Consider the following 22,726-nt stretch of genomic DNA (forward strand, 5'->3'; position numbering starts at 1 on the left):
ATAACCGGTGCGGGCGTCTGACATTATGCTCCCGTCGCGCTGCAATCCGCCGGCCGCATACGGCCGGTTGCGATTACAGGGGCTTGGACAGCTGATCCAGAATCGCGGGATTCTCCAGCGTGGAAACGTCCTGCGTCACTTCCTCGCCCTTGGCGACCACGCGCAGCAGGCGGCGCATGATCTTGCCCGAACGCGTCTTGGGCAAGTTGTCGCCAAAGCGGATGTCCTTGGGTTTGGCGATGGGGCCGATTTCCTTGGCCACCCAGTCGCGCAATTGCTTGGCGATGGCTTGCGCCTCGTCACCTTCAGGGCGCGCGCCCTTGAGCACGACAAACGCCACCACGGCCTCGCCCGTCGTATCGTCCGGACGGCCCACCACGGCGGCTTCCGCCACCAACTCATGCGCCACCAACGCCGATTCGACCTCCATGGTGCCCAGGCGGTGCCCCGACACGTTCAACACGTCGTCGATACGGCCCATGATCCAGAAGTAGCCGTCCGCATCACGCTGCGCGCCATCACCGGCCAGGTAGTAGCCGCGCAGCTCTGGCGGGAAATAGCTCTTCTTGAAGCGTTCCGGGTCGCCCCAGATGTTGCGGATCATGGCGGGCCACGGACGCTTGATGACCAGGAAACCGCCATTGCCCTTTTCGACGTCGCCCCCGGTTTCATCCACGATGGCTGCGGCAATGCCCGGCAGCGGCAAGGTGCAAGAACCCGGCTTGGTCGGGGTCGCGCCCGGCAACGGCGTGATCATGTGGCCGCCGGTTTCCGTTTGCCACCACGTGTCCACAATCGGGCAGCGTTCGCGGCCGATGTTCTTGTGATACCAGATCCATGCTTCCGGATTGATCGGTTCACCCACCGTGCCGATGATGCGCAGGCTGTCCAGATCGTAGTTCTTCGGATGCGCCTCGGGCGCCGCTTCGGCCGCCTTGATCAGCGAACGGATGGCGGTCGGCGCGGTGTAGAACGTCGTGACCTTGTGACGCGCAATCATGTCCCAGAAACGGCCAGCGTTCGGGTAAGTTGGCACGCCTTCGAACACGACCTGGGTCAGACCCGCCGCTAGCGGGCCATAGGTAATGTAGGTGTGGCCGGTCACCCAGCCCACGTCGGCCGTGCACCAGTAGACGTCATCGCGGCGGGCGTCAAACGTCCACTTCACCGTCAGCAGCGCCCACAGCAGATAGCCGGCGGACGAGTGCTGCACGCCCTTGGGCTTGCCAGTGGAACCCGAGGTGTAAAGAATGAAAAGCGGGTGTTCGGCATTGACCGGCACGGGTTCGCAGGTGTCGGGCTGACCGGCCTCGACATCGTGCATCCACAGGTCGCGGCCTTCGTTCCACTTCACATTGCCGCCGGTGCGGCGGTACACGATGACCTTGGCGATGGCTTCGCAGCCGCCCATCGCGATGGCATCTTCAACGGCGGGCTTGAGCGGAATGGTCTTGCCGCCGCGCACTTGCTCATCAGCGGTGATGACCAGCGATGCGCCCACGTCCACGATGCGCTCTTGCAGGCTCTTGGCCGAAAAGCCGCCGAACACCACCGAGTGCGTCACGCCCAAGCGCGCGCAGGCCTGCATGGCCACCACGGCTTCGATCGACATGGGCATGTAGATGATGGCCCGATCGCCCTTCTTGTAGCCCAATGCCGTCAGACCATTGGCGAAGCGGCACACACGCGCCAGCAGTTCGCGGTAGCTGACCTTGTTCACCGTACCGTCGTCGCCTTCAAAAATGATGGCGGTCTTGTCGGCATTGCCGTTGGTCAGGTGCACATCCAGACAGTTGGCGGACACGTTCAGTTCGCCATCGCCGAACCAGCGGTAGAACGGCGCGTCGGATTCGTCCAGCACTTGCGTGAACGGCTTGGTCCATTGCAGATTGTCGCGGGCCTGGCCAGCCCAGAAACCGTCGAAATCATTTTCGACTTGGGCGCACAGCGCGTTGTAGGCCTCCATACTGGGAATCGCCGCGCCCTGGGCCACGCGCTCGGGCGGCGGGAAGACACGGGTTTCTACCAGTACAGACTCAATAGCATTCGACATGATCTTGTCTCCAATCGGTGATTTTGTTGTTTATGCCGCTGTTTTGCTTTGGCCGCCACGCTACCGCCCCACTTTGTGGGCGCCGCGCGGGAACACTTTTCTTATCTACCCGCCACCGTATCGCCACGCTCTTACGGGCACCTTACGCAAAATGCGGGCCGGAGCCCGCACACCCATATGAACGCAACAAGCTGGCAGCGCCGGGCAAAAGCAAAACCGCCGGACGGGCGCAAACTCTTGCGGCACAAACTGGCAAACAACGCGCCTGCATAGCAGTGCAAAGCAATGAACATCAGTCATCAAGCATGACGCTCGATGACTGAAGGACAGTTCATAAGGATAGCAGCCCAATTGCACGCGCGGCAGCCTGCGGCTTGCGTCTGATCAGACCGCCGGACGGCGAGCCAGCCCGCGTTTCATATCAACGCGCGACAAAAGGATGAGGCCGCCCACGAAGAACAGGCCGGTCACCAGGATGGCCAGGCGGTGGTCGCCGTGGGTGACCCAAGTCACCATGCCGTAGGTCAGCGGACCAATCACCGCAGCCAGTTGCACGGCGAAGGTCCACAGCGAGAAGAACTCCGCCAGACGCCCAGCGGGCGCCAGCGCGCCCGTCATCGCGCGGCCAGCGCTTTGCGAGGTGCCCATGCACAGACCTGCCAACGTGGCGGCCACCCAGAACACAGGCGCGGTCGTCGCCGCGTACGCGACCAGCACCATGGCGATCCAGCCACACAACGTGATGGCCAGCGCGGGTTTGTGGCCCAGGCGGTCTTGCACATAACCGAAAGAGAACGCGCCTGCTGCGGCTGCGATGTTTACGGTGAACACCAGCAGCATGACCTGCGGGGTCGTGAAGCCCATGACCTCAGACGCATAGACAGCAGCCAATACGATCACAACCGAGATGCCCGCCTGATAGCAGGCAATACACATCAGCAGCCGGCGAAATTCCGGAAAGTGCTGACCAGTATCGCGCCAGGCGTAGGCCAGGCGCTTGAGCATGTGCAGCGCTTCCGGTTTATCTGCGCGGGGCCGCGTGCGCTCACGCAGCATGAAGAAGGATGGCAAAGCCGCCAGCGCAAAAACCGCGCAGGTCACCACCACGACCCACGGCACGAAGTGTTCCGCGGTCATGCCGCGAGCCTCCGCCAGCGTCACCACAACCAGCGACAAACCCAGCGTGAGCATGCCGCCGAAATAGCCGAAGCTCCAGCCCCAACCCGACACGCGGCCCAGCGCTTCGGGCCGGGCCAGTTCAGGCAGAAACGCGGCCACCACGGACTCCCCCACGCAGTAGCAGTAGTTCGACACCACGATGGCCGCCAATGCCAGCCAGACGTCGCCGGGACCCGCCTGCGTCAGCACCAGGGTGGCGGCAACGCAGCCGATTGTGCTGGTGTAGAGCAGACGCCGCTTGCTGCCCCGGGCATCCGCGCGGGCGCCCAGCGTGGGCATCGTCAACATGATGATCAGGTAGGACAGCGACAACGCCGCCGTCCAGGCCAGCGTGGCCCACGGGGCGCGCCCGGCGACCACACCAACGAAATAAGTGCTGAACACCGCCGTGAGAATCACGGTGGTGTAGCCGGAATTCGCGAAGTCATACATAGCCCAGGCCCAGACCTCGCGTTTGGCCACGCCGGGGTTCAAGGGGCTTGCGCGCCCTGCCCCGGCGTTCGGCGCGGAACCGTCAGGCGACGATTCCGGCAGTTGCGCGTGACTCACAGGCCCAGCGCGGCGATGCCTGCTTGCGCGATCAGCACGTCTTCGGTCGACTTCACGCCCGACACGCCAACCGCGCCCACCACATGGCCGTTGACCGTGACCGGCACGCCGCCTTCCAGCATGCCTTCGATCAGCGGAGCCGACAGGAAGGACACGCGGCCGTTGTTGATCATTTCTTCGTAGATACGCGATTCACGGCGGCCCAGCGCGGCGGTCTTCGCCTTGGCGGGCGCGATGTGCGCCGAGATGGGGGCGGCATCGTCCAGACGCAGCAAGCCAAGCAGGTGGCCGCCGTCGTCAACCACCGAAATGGTGACGGCCCACTTGTTCTGCACGGCGTGTGCTTCGGCCGCGGCGAGGATCTTCTTGACGTCTTCGGCGCTCAGCACGGGTTTGGTATTCATTGCAGCGACTCCTTGATCTGTTCCAGGGCGGTTGGGTCTTCAATGGTCGTCAGGTCTCCGGGATCGCGTCCTTCGCATACCGCGACGATCGCACGGCGCAGCACCTTGCCGGATCTGGTCTTGGGCAATGCGCCCACAAACCGGATTCTGGCGGGCCTTGCCACGGCTCCCAGCTGATCTTCCACCAGCCGCATGATATCGCCTTCCAGCTGCTTTGCCCCTTCTGGCGTCTCGGCCGCCGCTGGATTCTTCAATACCGCGAAAGCCATGGCCACCTGCCCCTTCAGAGCATCGGCCACACCCACCACCGCGCATTCCGCGATTCCACTGTGGCTATTGACCGATTCTTCGATCTCGCGGGTGCCCAGACGGTGGCCGGCCACGTTGATCACGTCGTCGGTGCGGCCCAGGATGAACCAATAACCGTCAGCGTCCACGCGCCCCCAATCAAAGGTCGAATACACCTGCCGCCCTGGGATGGACGTGAAGTAGGTCTGTACAAAACGCGCATCGTCGCCCCAGATGGTGGACATGGCGCCCGGCGGCAGCGGCGGCACAATGGCGACCACGCCCTTCTCGTCGGGACCCAGATCTTCGCCAGTGGATTCGCTGACGATGCGGGCATCAAAGCCATAGACTGGAAAGGACGGACTGCCGAAGCGGGTTGGCACGTTTTCCACACCCGGTTGAGCCGACAAAATGGGCCAGCCCGATTCGGTCTGCCAATAGTTATCGATGATGGGCTTGCCCAGGCCATCGGAAATCCATTGCGCAGTCGGTTCGTCCAGCGGTTCACCCGCCAGATAGACCGCGCGCAGAGATCCCAGGTCATGTTGTTTAAGCAACGCCGGGTCCTGGCGCTTCAATACCCGCACGGCGGTGGGCGCCGAGAACAGTGTGTTCACGCCGTACTGCTCGACCAGCTTCCACAGAATGGCGCCGTCGGGGCGCACGGGCGTGCCTTCGTACAGCACCGTGGCCTGCCCGCCGATGAGGGGGCCGTAGACAATATAGGAGTGCCCCACCACCCAGCCGATGTCGCTCGTGCAGAAAAAGGTGTCACCCGCCCGGCCGTTGAACAGATATTCCATGGACGAGGCCAAGGCAACCGCGTAGCCGCCCGTGTCGCGCTGCACGCCCTTGGGCTTGCCGGTCGTACCTGACGTGTAGAGGATGTAACTTGGCTCCGACGATTCCAGCCACTCTACGGGCACCCGGGCGCCGTGATGGCGCGCGCGCAATGTCGCGTAATCCAGGTCTCGCCCGGCAACCGGCTCGAAGGGAGCCAAACCACGGTCAAACACAACGACAGACGCTGGCGGCGTTTTGGCAAGGGCCAGCGCGCGATCCAGCAGCGGTTTGTAAGGTACGACCTTGCCGGCGCGCGACCCGCCATCGGTGCAGACCACCACTTTGGGCGCCGCGTCGTCAATGCGCTGGGCCAGATTGACTGATGCAAAGCCTCCAAACACCACGGAATGCACCGCGCCGATCCGGGCGCAGGCCAGCATGGTGAATACCGCTTCCGGCACCATGGGCATGTACAGCAGCACCCGGTCGCCGCGGCCCACACCCAGTTCTTTGAGCATCGCGGCCGCCGCATTGACCTCTTCATAGACGTCTTGACGGGTGTAGACGTGCTCGCGGTCAACCTCGGTCGATACCCAGATCAGCGCGGCTTTGTCGGCCTGCGTGGGCAGCCATCGGTCTACCGCGTTGTAGCAAAGATTGGTCGTGCCGCCCACAAACCACTTGGCGAATGGCGGGCGGGAGAAATCCAGCACAGACTCAAAAGGCGTGTCCCAATGCACCCGCCCCGACTCCTCGCGCCAGAACGCGTCGCGGTCATGGACCGAGCGGTAATGGAAATCCCGGGTTTTTTGCATTTTTGTCTCCTGTTATCGTTTATGCGCCTTAAGGCTGATTGATTTCTTGTTGAATCTTTTGGTTATTTTGGTTGGCGAACCTTGCACGAGGCTTGCCGCAAATCAAAAAGTTCTTCCAGATGTCCACGCTGCATGGACATTCACGGCTGTTTTGTCACTAACCCGTCGTGAAAGTTTGGTAGAATCCCCGCGAAGTTGTAGATAATTGTTGATTTTGCTGACATCTCGGCCTGATCCGCGACTAATCCCGTGGTTTTTGCTGTCATCAGCGAGTCATCCACAGGCCAATGCATCGACACTCCATACTCGCGCGATTGAATTCATCCACTGGCCAGACGCACCGCGGTCTACGCGCGCTCGTTCTGATCGCATGTGTGGCGGGCTTGGCAGGTTGTGCTGGTACGAACCAGAAGTCAACCGCCCATACGTCCGAGATCGATCCCTACGAGATGGAATGGGTTGCCACTGCCGATGACCCCATCGGCATGCTGGTCACGCATAAATTCAAACGCGACCGCCAAAAGCCCCATACGGGCGTCAACGGCGACAACGCCATGGTCAGCGAAGCCCTGAACTACCTGGGCATCCGCTACCGCTTCGGCGGCAACTCCCCCGATACCGGTTTCGATTGCAGCGGCTTGGTCGCGTATTCGGCCGAACGCTCGCTGGGCCTGAAGCTGCCCCGCAACGCCGCCGAAATCGCCCAGCAAGGCATGTCCGTCGCTAAAAACGAATTGAAGGCCGGCGATCTGGTCTTCTTCAATACGATGGGCCGCCGCTACTCCCACGTTGGCATCTACCTTGGCGACGACCGCTTCGTGCACTCGCCAAGTTCCGGTGGCGTCGTGCGCGTCGAAAGCATGACCATGGCCTACTGGTCCAAGCGCTACAACGGCGCCCGCCGCCTGGATAACAGCCTGATGGCATCCGCCCGCGCCGCAAACTGATCTTCACTTCCGGCATCTTCGCACCACTGCGATGCCGGACGCCATACCCCATTAAGCAAAACGCCGCCGGACTGTTCAGTCCGGCGGCGTTTTTCATTGCTCTTCGCAGCCTATGGCCGCAGGCCGTTTCGGCCTCCCCAGTTGTTGGTGTTCCTGCGGCAACTCGCAGGAATCAGTGCACCGTCCCAGCGCGTGGGCACAGACCGCATTGCTGCAAGGCCTGCTGCATGCTGCACACCGAACGGCGACAAGCCACGACCCGGATGCCGCCGCGCTGCGCCGCGTTACGGAAGGTCTTCATGACGTTATGGCCAAGGAAATCGGTCAGCAGAATGACCAGCTGAGTGCCCGAGGGCAGTTGTAGCGTTTTCTTTTGATGCGAGGGATCACGGCCACTGATGTGGTGCGTAATCGAAATATTGTGACCTTTCAGCAGATCCGGAATATTACCGAGACGATCTGCACCAACCACCACTGCACTTAATCCTGCCGTCATGATGAACCTCACTGGGTCGTTGAGCCTGGATGTAATGATAATGATTCCTATTTTTTAGTCAACTTAAATGAGATCCGTTCTTATTTAATTATTTTTATGAACTTATCAAAAGGGATAGCGAGATTTGCTATCACCCAGGGAATACGCGGCTTTCCGGCCGCCTCCCGCTGAAAAAACAGCAAAAAAAAGCGCGATGCCGTTTTGGCGTCGCGCTTTTTTTCATCTGATACAGATAGCAACCAGGCTGGTTTTACTTCGGAGGACCCTGCACCGCTTCCGTCACCACGGCACGCGTCAGCGAAGGCGCCAGCATTTCCAGGAACGTGTACACATAGTCGCGCAGGAACACGCCAGACTTCACGCCGACCCGGGTCGTATGCGTGCCGAACAGGTGCCCAACGGGCAACCCGACCAGATTGGAATCGCGCCGCGGGTCGTAAGCAACGCCTGCGATGATCCCGATCCCCAGCCCCACATCCACATAGGTCTTGATCACGTCGGCATCGATGGCTTCCAGCACGATGTCGGGATGGATGCCCTGATTGGCAAAGACTTCATCGATCGTGCTGCGGCCGGTGAAGGCGCGGTCGTACGTAACGATGGGGAATTCAGCCAATTGCGCCAGCGACAAGCGCTTGGCGGCGCTGGAGGTCAGTTCAGCCAACGGGTGATCAGGCCGCACCACCACCGTGTGCTCCCAGGCATAAACGGGCAAGGTCGCAAGACCAGGGGTCAGGGCCAGCGATTCCGTTGCCAAGGCCAAATCAGCCTGTTCGTGCAGCACCATTTCCGCCAACTGCGCGGGGCTGCCTTCAGCCAGCGAAAGATGGACCTTGGGGAATTGCTTGCGGAATGCGGGAATCACACGGGGCAGCAGATAGCGCGCCTGGGTGTGCGTGCAGGCAATCACCAGGCCGCCTTCATCGCGGCGAGCAAACTCGTCGCTGACCTTTTTCAGATTGTCGACTTCACGCATGATGCGGTCGATCACTTGCGACACGGCCAGACCGGGCTTGGTCAGTCCCTTGATGCGCTTGCCGTGACGTTCAAAAATTTTGATGCCCAGCTCATCTTCGAATTCGATGATGGCCTTGGATACCCCCGGCTGCGAGGTATAGAGCATCCGGGCGGCTTCAGTAAGGTTGAAGTCGCGCCGGATGGTTTCACGCACAAAACGAAATTGCTGGAGGTTCATGAATTGGCCCCTGATAGACGGACCAATTATAAGTAATAAGGACGCCTTGTTATATAACGAATTTGTATAAGCTTAGGGGCAAGGCGTCCCCCTTTCAGCGCATCGAGATCGTGGTGTTGACGGTCTTGGCGTGGGCAGACCAACGTGCAGTCACCGTCTTGGTTTGCGTCCAGAACTGGACTGCCTGCTTGCCATTGGGGCCCAGATCGCCCAGCTTGGAGCCGCGCGAGCCAGTGAAGCTGAACCACGCAACCGGCACGGGAATCGGCACGTTGATACCCACTTGGCCTACGTCAATGTTGTTCTGGAAGTAGCGCGCCGCGCCGCCGTCCTGTGTGAACAGGGCCACGCCATTGCCATTGGGATTGCGGTTGATGAATGCCACGGCATCTTCCAGCGTTTCCACGCCAACGCAGCACAGGACCGGTCCGAAGATTTCTTCGGTGTAGATGGTCATGTTTTCGTCCACGCCGTCAAAAATCGTCGGTCCTACGAAGTTGCCCTGCTCAAAGCCCGACACCTTGAGGTTGCGGCCGTCCAGCAGCAGCTTGGCGCCTTCATCCACACCCTTCTGAATCAGGCTTTCAACACGCTTCTTGGCGTTGGGCGACACCAGCGGGCCCAGGTCGGCTTCGCGGTCGGTGCCGGAATTGACCTTGAGCTTCTTGGAGCGCTCGACAAAGTCGGCCAGCCAGTTACGCGCATCGCCCACCAGAACAGCCACGGACGAGGCCATGCAACGCTGACCGGCCGCGCCGAACGCAGCGCCAACCAGCTGATTCAGCGCGACTTCCGGATCGGCGTCCGGCAGGATGACGCAGTGGTTCTTTGCACCCATCATGGACTGGCAGCGTTTGCCCGCCTTGGATGCGCGGTTGTAGATCTCGGTGCCTACACGGGTCGAACCAATGAACGACACCGCCTTGATGTCGGGGTGCTCGCACAAGCCATTGGCGGTGTCGGGACCGCCATGCACCACGTTCAGCACGCCCGGAGGCAGGCCGGCTTCCAAAGCCAATTCGGCCAGGAACAGCGACGCGGTCGGGTCCTGTTCAGAAGGCTTCAGAATGAAGCTGTTGCCGCAGGCCACGGCAATCGGAAACATGAAGCACGGCAGCATCACCGGGAAGTTGAACGCGGTAATGCCCGCGCACACACCCAGCGGCTGAATCAGCGTGTAGACGTCAATGCCGGAAGCGGCATTCTCGGCGTACTCGCCCAATTGCAGATTGGCGATCGAGCACGCGTGTTCGACCACTTCCAGGCCACGGCCAATCTCACCCTCGGCGTCCGGCAAGGTCTTGCCGTGCTCACGGGTAATCATCTCGGCGAGCTTGCCGGTGTTGGCGCGCAGCAGTTCCTGGAACTTCAGCATGACGCGCATGCGCGTGCCCTGCCCGCTATTGCGCCAGGTCTTGAAGGCTTCCTTGGCGTTGGAGACGGCCAGGTCCAATTCTTCGCGTGTCGCGAAGGGCACCTGGGCAACGACCTCCTGGGTGGCGGGGTTGATCACGTCTCGCCATTCGGTGGTTTTGGACTGCACGAGCTTGCCGCCGATCAATAGCGGAACGCGGGGGACTTCACTCATTTGATGCTCCTCACACTGCGTAGTCGATGCGGATGAAAATCCGCGTTCATGATTTTTTTCAGCGCCCCACCGGACAAGGGTCCGGCCGGAGCGCCAGTCTTGGTCAACCTGTCTTGGCTAGCCTTACTTCTTCACCAGCGGGCAGCTTGAATCGGCCAAGGGCTGGAAGGCTTCGGCGGCCGGGATGGTCGCCACCAGCGTGGAATAGTCCCAGCCGCCCTTGGATTCCGCGGGCTTCTTTACTTCGTACAGGTACATGTCGTGGATCACACGGCCGTCCGGACGGATCGACGCATTGCGCATGATCGAATCCTTAATCGGCAGTTCACGCATCTTGTCCGCCACCACCTTGCCGTCGGTGCTGCTGGATGCGGCAACAGAACGCAGGTAATGCAGCACGCTGGAGTACACGCCTGCCTGCGTCATCGTGGGTTTTAAGCCACGGAAGGCCTTTTCGAAGCGCCCGGACCATTGCCGCGACGCATCGTCATAGTCCCAGTAGAAACCGTCCACGTACGACAGGCCTTGGGCATTTTCCAGCCCCAACGCACGCAGGTCCGACAGGAAGATCAGCAGCGACACCAGACGCTGGCCGCCAGCTACAATGCCAAACTCGCGCGCTTGCTTGACCGCATTGACGGTGTCTTGGCCGCCGTTGGCCAACGCCACCACCTGTGCCTTGGAGCTCTGCGCCTGCAACAGATAAGACGCAAAATCCGGCGCGTTCAAAGGATGGCGCACGCTGCCTGTGACCGTGCCGCCCAGCGCCTTAACGGCTTTGACCGTATCCGCTTCCAGCGAATGGCCAAACGCGTAGTCCACGGTAATGAAGAACCACGATTTGCCGCCAGAACGCACCGTGGCCTTGGCGCCACCCGCAGACTGCGAATAGGTATCGAACATCCAGTGGAAGCCGACGGGCGAGCATTCTTTGTTCGTCAGCGCCGTCGTGGCAGGCCCAGAGAACATCACGACTTTGTTCTTTTCCCGTGCAATGCCCTGCACGGCAAGCGCCACGGCCGAATTGGTCAAGTCAGCAATGGCCGTCACGCCGTCGCGGTCAAACCATTCGCGTGCCTTTGCGGCGCCAACGTCTGCCTTGTTCTGGTTGTCGGCCGACACCAGTTCGATCTTCATGCCCTTGCATTCCGCCGCCAGGCAATCATCGATCGCCAATTGCGCCGCAGCCACCGACCCCGCGCCCCCCATGGCCGCATAGGTGCCGGACATGTCCGTCAAAATGCCGATCTTCACTGGTGGTTTGTCGGCCGCAAAGGCCTGGCTGACCAATGCTGCGCCCAGACACAAGCCTGCGGCGAGCCCGCGTGCATGCAATTTCATGGATTTGTCTCCTGAGTTTTATTCGCTGTCGAACTAGCGTTACTGCGCCGTCTTTGCGGCCTGCGACACCCAGGGCATTGCCCTGAGGCCTGCCGACCCAGTGTAGATGTGTGAAAATTAACAAGCAACACTAGAAATGCACATTCCTTGTGCATTAATGCACATTGAAATTTGGCCTTCTCGCGGCCCGCCGCAGAGGGCCAGGAGAGCCGAATCGTGCTTGATTGGGACAGCCTGCGATATTTTCTGGAAGTGGCCCGCACTCAGCGGGTCAGCGCGGCAGCGCGCAAACTCGGGGTCGAACACACCACCGTATCGCGCCGGATTCGCGCACTGGAAACCGAGCTGGACACCTTGCTGTTCGAGAAGTCGCGCAGCGCGGGTTTTGTTCTGACCGACGACGGCCAGCGCCTGTTCGTACACGCAGAGCAAATGGAAAGCACGGTGCACACCGCCCGCGAAAACCTGTCGGGTATTGGTCAGGCCCTATCGGGCCATCTGCGCATTGGCGCGACCGAAGGCTTCGGCAGCTATGTTCTGACGCCGCTTGCCGCCGACTTCCAGCGGCGCTATCCGCACATCACGCTGGATATCCTGCCGGTGCCTCGATTTGTCAGTCTGTCCAAGCGCGAGGCCGATCTGGCCATCACCATAGAACGCCCTCAGCGCGGCCCCTATGTGTGCAGCAAACTGTGCGACTACACCTTGCGGCTATATGGCACACCGGGTTATCTGGCGCGTCATGCGCCGATCGTGTCCCGTGCGGACCTGAGCAGCCACACCTTCATTGGCTATGTCGACGAATTATTGTTCAGCGAGCGCCTGCGCTATCTGGAAGACCTGCTGCCCGCGAGCAACGTGGTGTTGCGCAGCACCAGCGTGGTCGCGCAGTACCACGCCGCCTTGCAGGGGCAATCGCTGGCCATCCTGCCCTGCTTCATTGCAGCGCAAGACCCAAGGCTGAAACCGGTGCTGGAGAACGAAATCGAAATCACCCGTTCATTCTGGATGTACTGCCACGAAGACCTGCGCAAACTTAAGCGCGTGACGGTTCTGTGGGAGTTCATCCGCAAGTCAGTGTTGAAGAACGCCGACTTGCTGGCCGGCAAACGCGGCACGATGAAATACCTGCCATAGCTTGAAGCGCTACACAGGAAGGCAGGCCCGGCCGGTAGACATGGCCGGGCTGCGCATCGCGCTTTAAGCGTTGTTCTTGGGGGCCTTCACGCGCAAGCGCCGCATCAGCAGGAAGACAGTCAATATTGCCACCGCCCCGTGGATTGCCCATACGCCCACGCCAAAACTGAGCTTGCCGCTGGAAATCCAGGCACGCGACAGATTGATCATATTCATATAGAGCAAGCCGACCAGGCCCGCGATCAACAGATCGCCCGAACGGCCCAAACGCGGATTCACGGCGCCAAGAGGTATTGCCAGCAGCGCCAGATTCAAGGCCGCCAGCGGCAACGACACCCGCCACATCACTTGCGACCAGCTGCTGTCGGTGTTGTCATCCATCAGCTGCGTCGTCGTACGCGCCTTGGCCGAACGCTCCGCCGCGGCGCGGGCTTCTGCGACCGGATCTTCGCCTGCCTTGCTTTCCAGACGCAGTCCGTACTTGTCAAAGTGCACCAGCCGGATCTCGGGCGTGCCCGGTTTCAGGTCATAGCGATGGCCCGCGCCAAGCACCAGGAAACGATCGCCGTTGGGCAAGGTTTCGCTATGGGCGCTGCTGGCGCTTAAGACGCTCAACCATTCAGGACCCACCTCGCGCGCGAACACGTTGCCGAGCTCGTCGGTGGGCGTGACGGGGTCTTCTGAGAAGAACACGCGGTTACCGCCCGCAGATTCGGCAAACTGCCCTGCCGTCACCTTGGACAGGTCGGACCGCTGTTCGAAGCGTTCGTGGTATTCGCCGATCTGGCGGTACGCCCAAGGCGCGGCAACCAGCGTCAAACCCGCCACCGCAGCAGCAACGGGAACCGCCACGCGCAGCACGGGTTTCAGCCAGTCGGCCAGCGACAGGCCGCTGGCGAACCACACGACCATTTCGGATTCACGGTAATTGCGCGTAACGGTCGTCAGCACCGCGATGAAGATGGAGACGGCCAGAATGGTGGGCAATGCGGTGATGGTCGACAAGGCGGCCAGCACCAACACGACGTCGGCTCCGATGTTGCCGCCCGCGGCTTCACCGAGGAGGCGCACAAGAAGCACGCTGAGCCACACGACGAGCAACGTGGAAAAGACAACGCCAGCGTGACTGGTGATCTCGCTGACGACAGAGCGTTTAAATAGAGACATGGGAGAATATGCGGGATAATCGACCGCATCATACACAGACGCACACGGGAAACCCTCATGGAATTTAGCACACAGACCACTGCTTCCCTGCACCAAGTTAAAACCGCCGCCCTGGCTGTCGGCGTGTACGCGGATGGCGTGTTGAGCCCCGCCGCCGATCTTATCGACCGCGCCTCCAATGGCGTCGTCCGCTCCGTGGTCAAGGCCGAGTTCCGCGGCCGCGCCGGTTCCACCCTGACCCTGCGCACGTTGCCCGGGGTCGCCGCCCAGCGCGTAGTGCTGGTTGGGCTGGGCAAACAAGACGAATATTCCGCCCGCACCCACGCGTCCGCCGAACAGGCTTTCGCCTCGGTCTGCGTTGCCGCGCAGCTCACCGAAGGCGTGTCCACGCTTGCCGCCAACCCGATCGCAGACGTGCCGGTCATCGCCCGCGCCCGCTGCGCCGCGATCTCGGCCGGCAATGCCACCTATCATTACGACGCCAGCTTCGGCAAACCCGACCGCGACGCTCGCCCCAAGCTGAAGAAAATTACCCAGGTCGTCGAACGCGCAGACGCCAGCCAGGCCCAAAAGGGCTTGCGCGAGGGCGCCGCAATCGCCAACGGCATGGAATTGACTCGCACGCTGGGCAACCTGCCAGGCAATATCTGCACGCCCACCTACCTGGGCGACACCGCCAAACGTCTGGCCCGCGAATTCAAGTCGCTGAAAGTCGAAGTGCTGGACAGAAAGCAGGTCGAAGCGCTGGGCATGGGTTCGTTCCTCTCAGTTGCCCGCGGCTCCGAAGAAGCGCTGCGCTTCATCGTGCTGCGCCATGCGGGCGCCAAGGCCGTCAAGAAAGGCGCCAAGGCGGCCCAGGGCCCCATCGTGCTGGTCGGCAAGGGCATTACCTTTGACGCAGGCGGCATCTCGCTCAAGCCCGCCGCCACCATGGACGAAATGAAGTACGACATGTGCGGCGCCGCCAGCGTGCTGGGTTCCTTCCGCGCTTTGGCGGAACTGGAACTGCCGCTGGACGTCGTAGGCTTGATCCCGGCTTGCGAAAACCTGCCGAGCGGCACGGCCAACAAGCCGGGCGACGTCGTCACCAGCATGGCCGGCCTGACCATCGAAATTCTGAACACCGACGCCGAAGGCCGCCTGGTCCTGTGCGACGCGCTGACCTACGCTGAACGCTTCAAGCCTTCGGCCGTCATCGACATCGCCACTCTGACCGGCGCTTGCGTCGTGGCTTTGGGCAACGTCAACAGCGGCCTGTTCTCCAAGGACGACGCCCTGGCCGACGCGCTGTCGGCCGCCGGACGCCAGTCGCTGGACACCGCATGGCGCATGCCGATGGACGACGCTTACCAGGAACAGCTCAAGTCCAACTTCGCTGACCTGGCCAACATCGGCGGCCCCCCGGCCGGCGCGGTCACCGCAGCGTGCTTCCTGTCGCGCTTCACCAAGGCCTACCCCTGGGCTCACCTGGACATCGCAGGCACCGCCTGGCGCGGCGGCAAGGACAAGGGCGCCACCGGCCGTCCCGTGCCTATGCTGATGCAATACCTGCTGGATCAGGTTTGAAGCGCTTGCAACGGAACCGGGCATGACGCGGATCGACTTCGCCTTCGGCGCGCCCGACCGCTTGCGCATGGCCTGCCAGGTCGTGCGCAAGCGCGTTCTGGCGGGGCAGCGGCTGGTGGTGTACTGTAAAGACGGCTCCCGCCTGGCCGCGTTTGACCGCATGCTCTGGGCATTCGACGACACGTCGTTTGTGCCGCACGTGCTGGCAAATGACCCGCTGGCGCCTGAAACGCCAGTGGTGTTGACCGCAGGCAACCCGCAACAAGCGGCGCAGGCAGCGCAGGCGCAAGCCGGTCAGCCCGCGCTGTGGCTGCTGAATCTGGACAGCGACTGCCCGCCGAGCTTTGACACCTTCGAGCGCGTGCTGGAAATCGTGTCAGACGACCCGGATGACAAGCAGGCCGCGCGCCAGCGTTGGCGGGTCTACCAGACCGCCGGCCATACGCCCCTGAGCCACGACCTCAGCCGCCAGCCCTCTGGGGACTGACCGCCATACCCGACCTTGGCGGGCGCATTGCCCGCCACGCCCTTCGATATACGGGAGCCCCCATGCCCTCTCGCCCCAACGATCCTGGCATCCCCACGCTGACGCAGCGAGCCGAGCCGTCTCTGTATCCGCTGCCTGCTGACGAGGCGCCCGCGCCTTTGCTGACGGAATTGGCCAGCGACCCCGAACCGGCGTACGCTGATGACGCATTCCCGCTGTTGACGGACGTGGCCGACAGTGATGATGAGTCCGACACGGAATCGGATGCCGCTCCTATACAGGCGGCGCCCTCTGCCTTGCCGGATGCGGCGGTGCTGACCGCCCGCCTACAGGCCGAGGTTGAACAGCTCATGCGGGACGCCCTGGCCGACGCCATCGACCAGATACAAACTCGCATGGATGCCGAATTACCGGGTATCGTTGCCCGAGTGCTGCGGGATGTGCGCCAAGGTTGACGCGCCCGCCTTCCGCATCGAGCCTAAAGCTTCTAAAAAGTGGATTCTTCAGGGAACTGTAAGGTATCCTTCACATCTAAGCCTTCTAGGCAATCAATATTTTTGCCGTACACAGGAGTTCTCTATGAACGAATATCGTCCGTCCCCTTTTAACCGTTCCGGCGCTGCTGCCGGCGCGCCGGGCGAGGTCGCTCGCAACCAGGTCCTGCGCAACACCTATTGGCTCTTGGCGCTGTCGCTGATCCCCACGGTCCTGGGCGCCGCAGTCGGCCTCTACACCGGCATCAACCGCGTCATGGGCGCAAGCCCCGGCCTGTCTGCCATCGTGTTCCTGGTGGGCGCGTTCGGCATGATGTTCGCGATCGAAAAGAACAAGAACAACTCGATGGGCGTGGTTCTGCTGCTGGCCTTCACGTTCTTCATGGGCATCATGCTGTCGCGCCTGCTCGGCTTCGTGATGGGCATGAGCAACGGTTCGCAGTTGGTCATGATGGCCTTCGGCGGCACGGCAGTCGTGTTCGGCACGATGGCCACGCTGGCCACGACCATCAAGCGCGATCTGTCCGGGATGCAGAAATTCCTGTTCATCGGCGCCGTCGTGATTTTGGTGGCGGCCCTGGCCAACATCTTCCTGCAACTGCCCGCCCTGATGCTGACCATCTCGGTCATGGCTATCGTGGTGTTCTCGGCTTTTATGCTGGTTGACCTGCAACGCGTCGTCAACGGCGGCGAGACCAACTACGTGTCCGCCACCCTGGCCATCTACCTGGACGTCTACAACGTCTTCTCGAACCTGCTGATGCTGCTGGGCATCTTCGGCGGCAACCGCGAGTAATCGCTGGTCGCTAGACCTGTTCAAAAGGCCTACATTCACCTGTAGGCCTTTTTTCTTTGGAGCGCCCTGCGCCATGTCTGATCGCCGCCGCTTTCTCCAGACCGCCACCTGCGCCGCGCTGCTGGGTTCCGTGGGCACGGCACGCGCGTTAAGCATCAAACAGTCCATGTTGAGCCGCGCCATTCCTGCGTCGGGCGAACAGATTCCCGTCATCGGCCTGGGTACAGCAGATACGTTCAATGTTTCACCGGGCGACGCCCCAGCGATGGAGCCGCTGGCCCAAGTGCTGGACATCTTCACAAAAGAAGGCGGGTATCTGATCGACACCGCGCCCAGCTATGGTCAGGCCGAGGCGGTCGTTGGATCGCTGCTGGCCCGCAATGGCGGCATGCGCGATCAATACTTTCTGGCGACCAAGATCGGCACGCAAGGCCGCGAATCCGCCATGGATCAAGTGCGGCAATCACAGAAGCGGTTGGGTAGCGACAAGCTTGATCTGATCCAGATCCACAACCTGATCGACACCCGCAACCAACTGGCACTGTTGCGGGAACTGAAGCAGCAAGGTATCACCCGTTACATCGGCATCACGCACTACACCGATTATGCGCATGACGAGCTTACCGAACTGGTCGAGCGCGAGAAACCCGACTTTCTCCAGGTCAATCTTTCGGTGGGCGCTCGCAGCGCCGAAAAGCGCTTGCTGCCTGCGTGCCAGGCTAACGGCGTCGCGGTGCTGATCAACCGCCCGTTTCAAGACGGCGCCCTGTTCCGCCAGGTAAAGGGCAAGCCCCTGCCCGCCTTGGCGGCTGAAATCGGCTGCACCTCATGGGCGCAGCTCTTTCTGAAATTCATCATCGGACACCCGGCCGTCACCGCGGTGATTCCCGCCACATCCAAACCCGCCAATATGACCGACAACGTACTGGCGGGATTTGGGCGACAGCCTGACGCTGCGCTACGCGAACGCATCGCCTCGTTGCTGGCCTGAACCGTGGCCGACACCGCCCAGCCCCCTCTGCGCATGCGCGCGGCACAGGCGCTGGGCATCCGCGCCGAAGAACTCGCGCCAGCCGCCTGTGGCTTCGCATTCTTCTTCTTTTTGTTCTGCGGTTATTTCATGCTGCGGCCCATCCGCGAGACGATGGGCATACAGGCAGGCGTAAACCAGCTGCAATGGCTGTTCACGGCCACATTCGTCGCGACGCTGGCTGTCGTGCCGCTATTTGGCTGGTTGTCCGCCAGAGTGCCGCGCGACACGCTGGTCACCTGGGTCTACGCGATCTTTGCGCTGACCATGGCGGGTTTTGCCGCCCTGCTCTATCTGCGCCCCGGCAGCGTCTGGGCCGCCCGCAGCTTCTATGTATGGCTCTCGGTATTCAATCTGTTCGTCGTGTCCATCGCCTGGAGCCTGATGGCCGACGTGTTCCGAATGGAGTCCGCCAAACGCCTGTTTGCCTTGATCGCAGCGGGCGCCAGCACGGGCGGACTGTGCGGACCTTTGCTGGGCGGCCTTCTGGCCAGCACTTTGGGACCTGCCGGACTGCTATTGCTGTCAGCGCTGATGCTGGCGGCCACGCTGCCGCTCAAGCAGTGGCTGCTGCGCTGGCGGGCCAGCCATCGCGACGATACCCAGGCGGACGACATGCGGCAACCCATCCAGGGTTCAGTCCTGGCGGGCATCTCCCGAGTATTCCAATCGCCGTATCTGCTGGGCATCTCGCTTCTGGTGGTTTTGCTGGCCACGCTCAACACCTTTCTGTACATGGAACAGGCACGGCTGGTGGCCAGCACCTTCCCCGACACGGCGCAGCGCCTGCGGGTCTTCAGCACGCTGGATTTCACGGTGCAGGCGCTGGCCTTGCTGTCGCAGATTTTCATTACTGGCCGGGTTGCCGCCAAGCTGGGCCTGCGCTTTCTGTTGACGGCGGTTCCGCTGGCGGTCGCAGTAGCGTTCCTTGCCCTGGCCGCCTTCCCGGTATTCAGCGTGCTGGCGGCCGCCATGATCCTGCGCCGGGCCGGTGAATACGCGCTGATCCGCCCGGGCCGTGAAATGCTCTTCACCGCCGTCCCGCCGGAAGACAAATACAAAACCAAGAATGTGATCGACACCGTGGTCTACCGTGGCGGAGATGCGGCCAGCGGCTGGGTCAAGACAGGGGTGGATATGCTGGGCTATGGCGCAGCGCTGATCGCGTTGCTGGGCGCGCTGTGTGCGCTAGGTGCAGCCGCGTTGGGCTATGGCCTGGGTCGCCGCGCGGATCAGCGCAAGACGAAAATAGACCAGATACCGTGATGGCACACCTGCCGGTCTAAATGCGTTGCAGGTCCAGCAACACGCGCCGGGTCGACAAGGGCCGGCCAGCCAGGTTTTCCGCCAGGCGTTCACGCAGGTCACGACGCAAAGCGGGTTCGATCACCGGATCATTGAAATCCGGTTCGTCTTCATCAATGCCATAACCAGTTTCGCGCAGCAGCGTCCACTCAAAGCGGCGCAGCGCGCCGGCAGCGCGAGTGCCGCCCGACAGCTGTTGCAACGCCATATCGTAAGCGTCGAACAGCAAAGGATGGGCGTCTTCCCGGGGCAGCAAACGCAACAGCAGCTCGTTCATGTACCAGGCGGACATCAGGGCGGTGCCCGTCAGCGGGCGTATGCCCGCGATCTCGGCGCGGGTCAGCGTTTTGACCTCACCATTGCCCGTCCAGGACAACAGCAAAGGCTGAAACGCCGACAACACGGGACGCAGGACGGAATACGGGCGCTTCGCGCCCTTCGCAACCATGGCGACACAGCCATGATCGCGCGAGAAAGTCTGAACAATAAGGGAAGTTTCACGCCACGCGGTGGCGTGCAACATAAATCCCGGGCGATCCTGGACGCGAGGCGCCCGTCTACTCATAACCCAAATCGCGGAGCGCACCTTCGCGGTCGGACCAGCCCTTGCGCACCTTGATGTAAACCTCCAGGTGCACGGGTTTGTCCAGCAGCTTGGCGATGTCCTGCCGCGCCTCCGAGGCGATGCGCTTCATATGCATGCCGCCCGTGCCCAACAGAATGGGCTTGTGGCTGTCACGCTCGATCACAACGCAGGCGTTGATATGCGCGCCCTTGTTCGTCTCTTCCCATTGCTCGATAACGACGGTGCAGCTGTACGGCAGCTCGTCGCCGACCAGACGGAAGATCTTCTCTCGCACCAGTTCGGCAGCGATGAAGCGCATCGGGCGGTCGGTCAGCGTGTCCTCTTCGAACATCGCTTCGCCTTCCGGCAGACGCACCGCGATCTCTTCCAGCAATTGATCCAGCTGATGGTTCTTTGTCGCGCTGACAGGCACAACGGCGCCGTACGGATGCAGGGCCATTAGCTTGGCCACGAAGGCGAACAGCTCGTCGCGATTCTTCAGCGCGTCAATCTTGGAGACAACCAGAATCGTGCGTTCCGGGTTGGGCAATAGCGGCAGCAGCTTGGCGTCGCCTTCCGACCATTTGCCGGCTTCCACCACGTGCACAACCACGTCCACATCGGCCAAGGCCTGCGTGACAACGCGGTTCATCATGCGGTTCATCGCGCCGCCGTGGCGCGTCTGGAATCCGGGGGTATCAACAAACACGAACTGCTCGTGCTCGCGCGTCAACACGCCGTGAATACGGTGGCGCGTGGTCTGCGCCTTGCGCGACACGATGGAGATCTTGGAACCAATCAGGGCGTTGGTCAGCGTGGACTTGCCCACATTGGGGCGGCCAACGATGGCAACAAAGCCAGTACGAAAAGGGGTATCGCTCATTTAGTCTCTTGAGCCACTGCCACAGGCAGCGACAATTGCGCGGTTTTGCGCGCCTTGCCCGACTTGCGGGCTGCTTTGGTTGCCGGGCTGACGGCCAACGCGGCCTCCAACGCCAGCTTGGCCGCCGATTGCTCGGCGGCGCGGCGGCTGGCGCCGGGCGCCGTAACCTTGATCTCAAGCGCCGGGATGGCGCATTCAACTTCGAACTGCTGGCTGTGAGCCGCGCCATGTGTGGCCACCACCGTATACAACGGCAGCGCCAGCTTGCGGCCTTGCAGAAACTCCTGCAACAAGGTCTTGGCGTCCTTGCCCAGCGTCTTGGGGTCTACCGACGCCAGCACCGGCAGGTACTGACGCACGATCACGCGGCGCGCAGCCTCAAAGCCCGCGTCCAGGAATACAGCGCCAAACAGCGCTTCAACCGTGTCCGCCAGGATCGATGGCCGGCGGAATCCGCCACTTTTCAATTCGCCTTCGCCCAGCCGCAGGTATTGCGACAGTTCCAGGCGCTGGGCGATATCTGCCAGCGAGGCCTGCTTGACCAGATTGGCCCGCAGCCGCGACAGATCGCCTTCGTCAATTTTGGGATAACGCTCGAACAGCATGGCCGCAACGACGAAGTTCAGCACGGAATCCCCAAGGAATTCCAAACGCTCGTTGTGGCGCGCACCATGACTGCGATGCGTCAGTGCCTGTTCAAGCAAGGCTGGATCACCGTAGTGGTGATCCAGTCGGTTTTCTAGCGTGGCTAGCGACATAATCAGTTGAACCGGCCAATGCGGCTGAGATCGCTGAAATTCATCCAGATGAAGAACGCGCGGCCGACGATATTGGATTCAGGAACGAAACCCCAGTACCGGCTGTCAGCGCTGTTATCCCGATTATCGCCCATGGCGAAATAACTGCCTTCGGGTACTTTGCAGCGTACCCCATTGCGGCTGTATTGGCAGTTTTCCCTGTTAGGAAATTGCCACATCGGCGAATAATCTTGCGGCTTGTTCTCATCGAGCAGGATTTTGTGCTCAACGTCGCCCAACTTCTCTTTATATTGTGCGATATAGGAGACACGATCCGGCTCAAAGTAGTCGCCGTCGCGCACATGCGGCACCAATTCGCCGTTTATGTACAGTTTTTTGTCCAGATAGGCGACTTCATCACCCGGCAGACCAACCACGCGCTTGATGTAATCCACATCCGGGTCTACCGGATAGCGGAACACAAACACGTCGCCGCGTGCGGGCTTGCCGATATCAACGACCTTCTTGTCAATGACGGGCAAGCGCAAGCCATAGCTGAACTTGTTCACCAGGATCAGATCGCCGGACTGCAACGTCGGCAGCATCGAACCCGACGGGATACGGAACGGTTCAACTACGAATGAGCGCAGCATGAACACGAACAGGATCACGGGGAAAAAGCTCACCGCGTATTCGATCCACCAGGGTACGCGGCGCGCAGCATCACCTGCTTCACGACGCAGACGCTCGGCTTCCTGAGCGTCTCCGATCAGGGCCGCATCGTACTGCTGCATTGCCGCTTGCGCCCGGCGCTCGCGGCCACGCCGCAGCACCGCAAGATCAAGCACCCAGATAATGCCGGTCAGAACCAGCAAAACAAACAGAATCAGGGCAAAGTTCCAACTCATCTGCTAACCGCCT

General features: G+C 61.5%; 21 protein-coding genes. 8 read left to right on the forward strand and 13 right to left on the reverse strand.

The window, feature by feature from the left end:
* Positions 1 to 73: 73 nt before the first annotated feature.
* The 4 genes from acs to RAS12_RS15195 form a co-directional block, all read right to left on the reverse strand.
* A complete protein-coding gene (acs, locus tag RAS12_RS15180; RefSeq protein ID WP_306935324.1) occupies positions 74 to 2,053 on the reverse strand; it encodes an acetate--CoA ligase in 1,980 nt (659 codons plus the stop codon).
* A 384-nt stretch (positions 2,054 to 2,437) separates the two neighbouring features.
* On the reverse strand, positions 2,438 to 3,781 hold the full coding sequence (locus RAS12_RS15185) for an MFS transporter (protein WP_371321201.1): 1,344 nt from the start codon (positions 3,779 to 3,781) through the stop codon (positions 2,438 to 2,440).
* Complete coding sequence (locus tag RAS12_RS15190; protein ID WP_306935326.1) at positions 3,778 to 4,185, reverse strand: heme-binding protein; 408 nt, start codon at positions 4,183 to 4,185, stop codon at positions 3,778 to 3,780. The genes RAS12_RS15185 and RAS12_RS15190 overlap by 4 nt, the downstream gene beginning before the upstream one ends.
* Entirely contained in the window at positions 4,182 to 6,071 is a 1,890-nt protein-coding gene (locus tag RAS12_RS15195; protein WP_306935328.1) for a propionate--CoA ligase, read from the reverse strand. Before RAS12_RS15195 ends, RAS12_RS15190 begins: the two co-directional genes overlap by 4 nt.
* 287 nt (positions 6,072 to 6,358) lie before the next feature.
* On the opposite strand from RAS12_RS15195, the gene RAS12_RS15200 reads away from it, so the two are divergent.
* Positions 6,359 to 7,018 (forward strand): C40 family peptidase, encoded by a 660-nt coding sequence (locus RAS12_RS15200; RefSeq protein WP_306935330.1) that lies wholly within the window; start codon positions 6,359 to 6,361, stop codon positions 7,016 to 7,018.
* A 172-nt stretch (positions 7,019 to 7,190) separates the two neighbouring features.
* Here RAS12_RS15200 and RAS12_RS15205 read toward each other — a convergent pair whose 3' ends face one another.
* From RAS12_RS15205 to RAS12_RS15220, 4 genes are all read right to left on the reverse strand, one after another.
* Positions 7,191 to 7,514: a DUF2325 domain-containing protein gene (locus RAS12_RS15205; protein ID WP_035212827.1), complete on the reverse strand. Its 324-nt coding sequence runs from the start codon at positions 7,512 to 7,514 to the stop codon at positions 7,191 to 7,193.
* Positions 7,515 to 7,764: 250 nt separating this feature from the next.
* Positions 7,765 to 8,709 (reverse strand): CysB family HTH-type transcriptional regulator, encoded by a 945-nt coding sequence (locus tag RAS12_RS15210; RefSeq protein ID WP_306935366.1) that lies wholly within the window; start codon positions 8,707 to 8,709, stop codon positions 7,765 to 7,767.
* 94 nt (positions 8,710 to 8,803) lie between these two features.
* Complete coding sequence (locus tag RAS12_RS15215) at positions 8,804 to 10,297, reverse strand: CoA-acylating methylmalonate-semialdehyde dehydrogenase (RefSeq protein ID WP_306935368.1); 1,494 nt, start codon at positions 10,295 to 10,297, stop codon at positions 8,804 to 8,806.
* A 123-nt stretch (positions 10,298 to 10,420) separates the two neighbouring features.
* Positions 10,421 to 11,638 (reverse strand): ABC transporter substrate-binding protein, encoded by a 1,218-nt coding sequence (locus RAS12_RS15220; protein WP_306935370.1) that lies wholly within the window; start codon positions 11,636 to 11,638, stop codon positions 10,421 to 10,423.
* Positions 11,639 to 11,854: 216 nt separating this feature from the next.
* Here RAS12_RS15220 and RAS12_RS15225 point away from each other — a divergent pair, with 216 nt between their 5' ends.
* Positions 11,855 to 12,775 (forward strand): LysR family transcriptional regulator, encoded by a 921-nt coding sequence (locus tag RAS12_RS15225; RefSeq protein WP_306935373.1) that lies wholly within the window; start codon positions 11,855 to 11,857, stop codon positions 12,773 to 12,775.
* Positions 12,776 to 12,838: 63 nt separating this feature from the next.
* Here RAS12_RS15225 and lptF read toward each other — a convergent pair whose 3' ends face one another.
* Positions 12,839 to 13,942 carry an LPS export ABC transporter permease LptF gene (lptF, locus tag RAS12_RS15230; protein ID WP_306935375.1) on the reverse strand — a complete coding sequence of 368 codons (1,104 nt, stop codon included), beginning with the start codon at positions 13,940 to 13,942 and terminating at the stop codon, positions 12,839 to 12,841.
* A gap of 57 nt (positions 13,943 to 13,999) precedes the next feature.
* Here lptF and RAS12_RS15235 point away from each other — a divergent pair, with 57 nt between their 5' ends.
* The 6 genes from RAS12_RS15235 (at position 14,000) to RAS12_RS15260 (ending at position 19,581) form a co-directional block, all read left to right on the forward strand.
* Positions 14,000 to 15,508 carry a leucyl aminopeptidase gene (locus tag RAS12_RS15235; protein ID WP_306935377.1) on the forward strand — a complete coding sequence of 503 codons (1,509 nt, stop codon included), beginning with the start codon at positions 14,000 to 14,002 and terminating at the stop codon, positions 15,506 to 15,508.
* Positions 15,509 to 15,530: 22 nt separating this feature from the next.
* Complete coding sequence (locus RAS12_RS15240) at positions 15,531 to 15,995, forward strand: DNA polymerase III subunit chi (RefSeq protein ID WP_306935378.1); 465 nt, start codon at positions 15,531 to 15,533, stop codon at positions 15,993 to 15,995.
* 62 nt (positions 15,996 to 16,057) lie between these two features.
* Positions 16,058 to 16,450, forward strand: coding sequence for a hypothetical protein (locus RAS12_RS15245; RefSeq protein WP_306935380.1), 393 nt, complete (start codon positions 16,058 to 16,060; stop codon positions 16,448 to 16,450).
* 124 nt (positions 16,451 to 16,574) lie between these two features.
* Positions 16,575 to 17,285 carry a Bax inhibitor-1/YccA family protein gene (locus RAS12_RS15250; RefSeq protein ID WP_306935381.1) on the forward strand — a complete coding sequence of 237 codons (711 nt, stop codon included), beginning with the start codon at positions 16,575 to 16,577 and terminating at the stop codon, positions 17,283 to 17,285.
* Between the two features lie 73 nt (positions 17,286 to 17,358).
* Positions 17,359 to 18,276, forward strand: a complete 918-nt coding sequence (locus tag RAS12_RS15255) for an aldo/keto reductase (protein ID WP_306935383.1) — start codon at positions 17,359 to 17,361, stop codon at positions 18,274 to 18,276.
* A gap of 33 nt (positions 18,277 to 18,309) precedes the next feature.
* Positions 18,310 to 19,581 carry an NTP/NDP exchange transporter gene (locus RAS12_RS15260; protein ID WP_306951465.1) on the forward strand — a complete coding sequence of 424 codons (1,272 nt, stop codon included), beginning with the start codon at positions 18,310 to 18,312 and terminating at the stop codon, positions 19,579 to 19,581.
* 16 nt (positions 19,582 to 19,597) lie between these two features.
* On the opposite strand, the gene recO is transcribed toward RAS12_RS15260, so the two are convergent.
* Genes recO through lepB form a run of 4 tightly spaced genes read right to left on the reverse strand, consistent with a single transcriptional unit; the run spans position 19,598 to position 22,713 of the window.
* A complete protein-coding gene (recO, locus tag RAS12_RS15265) occupies positions 19,598 to 20,185 on the reverse strand; it encodes a DNA repair protein RecO (protein WP_306935385.1) in 588 nt (195 codons plus the stop codon).
* A complete protein-coding gene (gene era / locus RAS12_RS15270; RefSeq protein WP_306935387.1) occupies positions 20,178 to 21,068 on the reverse strand; it encodes a GTPase Era in 891 nt (296 codons plus the stop codon). Before era ends, recO begins: the two co-directional genes overlap by 8 nt.
* Positions 21,065 to 21,826: a ribonuclease III gene (gene rnc / locus RAS12_RS15275; RefSeq protein WP_306935389.1), complete on the reverse strand. Its 762-nt coding sequence runs from the start codon at positions 21,824 to 21,826 to the stop codon at positions 21,065 to 21,067. Before rnc ends, era begins: the two co-directional genes overlap by 4 nt.
* Positions 21,827 to 21,828: 2 nt before the next feature.
* Entirely contained in the window at positions 21,829 to 22,713 is an 885-nt protein-coding gene (lepB, locus tag RAS12_RS15280) for a signal peptidase I (protein WP_306935391.1), read from the reverse strand.
* Between the last annotated feature and the right edge of the window lie 13 nt (positions 22,714 to 22,726).

It is taken from the genome of Achromobacter seleniivolatilans (genome assembly GCF_030864005.1).
Classification (GTDB): domain Bacteria; phylum Pseudomonadota; class Gammaproteobacteria; order Burkholderiales; family Burkholderiaceae_B; genus Achromobacter; species Achromobacter seleniivolatilans.

Bases quoted from the DNA above. Each gene is read 5' to 3' on its own strand.
- acs (WP_306935324.1), bottom strand. From the start codon at position 2,053: ATGTCGAATGCTATTGAGTCTGTACTGGTAGAAACCCGTGTCTTCCCG.
- RAS12_RS15190 (WP_306935326.1), bottom strand. From the start codon at position 4,185: ATGAATACCAAACCCGTGCTGAGCGCCGAAGACGTCAAGAAGATCCTC.
- RAS12_RS15195 (WP_306935328.1), bottom strand. From the start codon at position 6,071: ATGCAAAAAACCCGGGATTTCCATTACCGCTCGGTCCATGACCGCGAC.
- RAS12_RS15200 (WP_306935330.1), top strand. From the start codon at position 6,359: ATGCATCGACACTCCATACTCGCGCGATTGAATTCATCCACTGGCCAG.
- RAS12_RS15205 (WP_035212827.1), bottom strand. From the start codon at position 7,514: ATGACGGCAGGATTAAGTGCAGTGGTGGTTGGTGCAGATCGTCTCGGT.
- RAS12_RS15210 (WP_306935366.1), bottom strand. From the start codon at position 8,709: ATGAACCTCCAGCAATTTCGTTTTGTGCGTGAAACCATCCGGCGCGAC.
- RAS12_RS15215 (WP_306935368.1), bottom strand. From the start codon at position 10,297: ATGAGTGAAGTCCCCCGCGTTCCGCTATTGATCGGCGGCAAGCTCGTG.
- RAS12_RS15220 (WP_306935370.1), bottom strand. From the start codon at position 11,638: ATGAAATTGCATGCACGCGGGCTCGCCGCAGGCTTGTGTCTGGGCGCA.
- lptF (WP_306935375.1), bottom strand. From the start codon at position 13,942: ATGTCTCTATTTAAACGCTCTGTCGTCAGCGAGATCACCAGTCACGCT.
- RAS12_RS15235 (WP_306935377.1), top strand. From the start codon at position 14,000: ATGGAATTTAGCACACAGACCACTGCTTCCCTGCACCAAGTTAAAACC.
- RAS12_RS15240 (WP_306935378.1), top strand. From the start codon at position 15,531: ATGACGCGGATCGACTTCGCCTTCGGCGCGCCCGACCGCTTGCGCATG.
- RAS12_RS15245 (WP_306935380.1), top strand. From the start codon at position 16,058: ATGCCCTCTCGCCCCAACGATCCTGGCATCCCCACGCTGACGCAGCGA.
- RAS12_RS15250 (WP_306935381.1), top strand. From the start codon at position 16,575: ATGAACGAATATCGTCCGTCCCCTTTTAACCGTTCCGGCGCTGCTGCC.
- RAS12_RS15255 (WP_306935383.1), top strand. From the start codon at position 17,359: ATGTCTGATCGCCGCCGCTTTCTCCAGACCGCCACCTGCGCCGCGCTG.
- RAS12_RS15260 (WP_306951465.1), top strand. From the start codon at position 18,310: ATGCGCGCGGCACAGGCGCTGGGCATCCGCGCCGAAGAACTCGCGCCA.
- recO (WP_306935385.1), bottom strand. From the start codon at position 20,185: ATGAGTAGACGGGCGCCTCGCGTCCAGGATCGCCCGGGATTTATGTTG.
- era (WP_306935387.1), bottom strand. From the start codon at position 21,068: ATGAGCGATACCCCTTTTCGTACTGGCTTTGTTGCCATCGTTGGCCGC.
- rnc (WP_306935389.1), bottom strand. From the start codon at position 21,826: ATGTCGCTAGCCACGCTAGAAAACCGACTGGATCACCACTACGGTGAT.
- lepB (WP_306935391.1), bottom strand. From the start codon at position 22,713: ATGAGTTGGAACTTTGCCCTGATTCTGTTTGTTTTGCTGGTTCTGACC.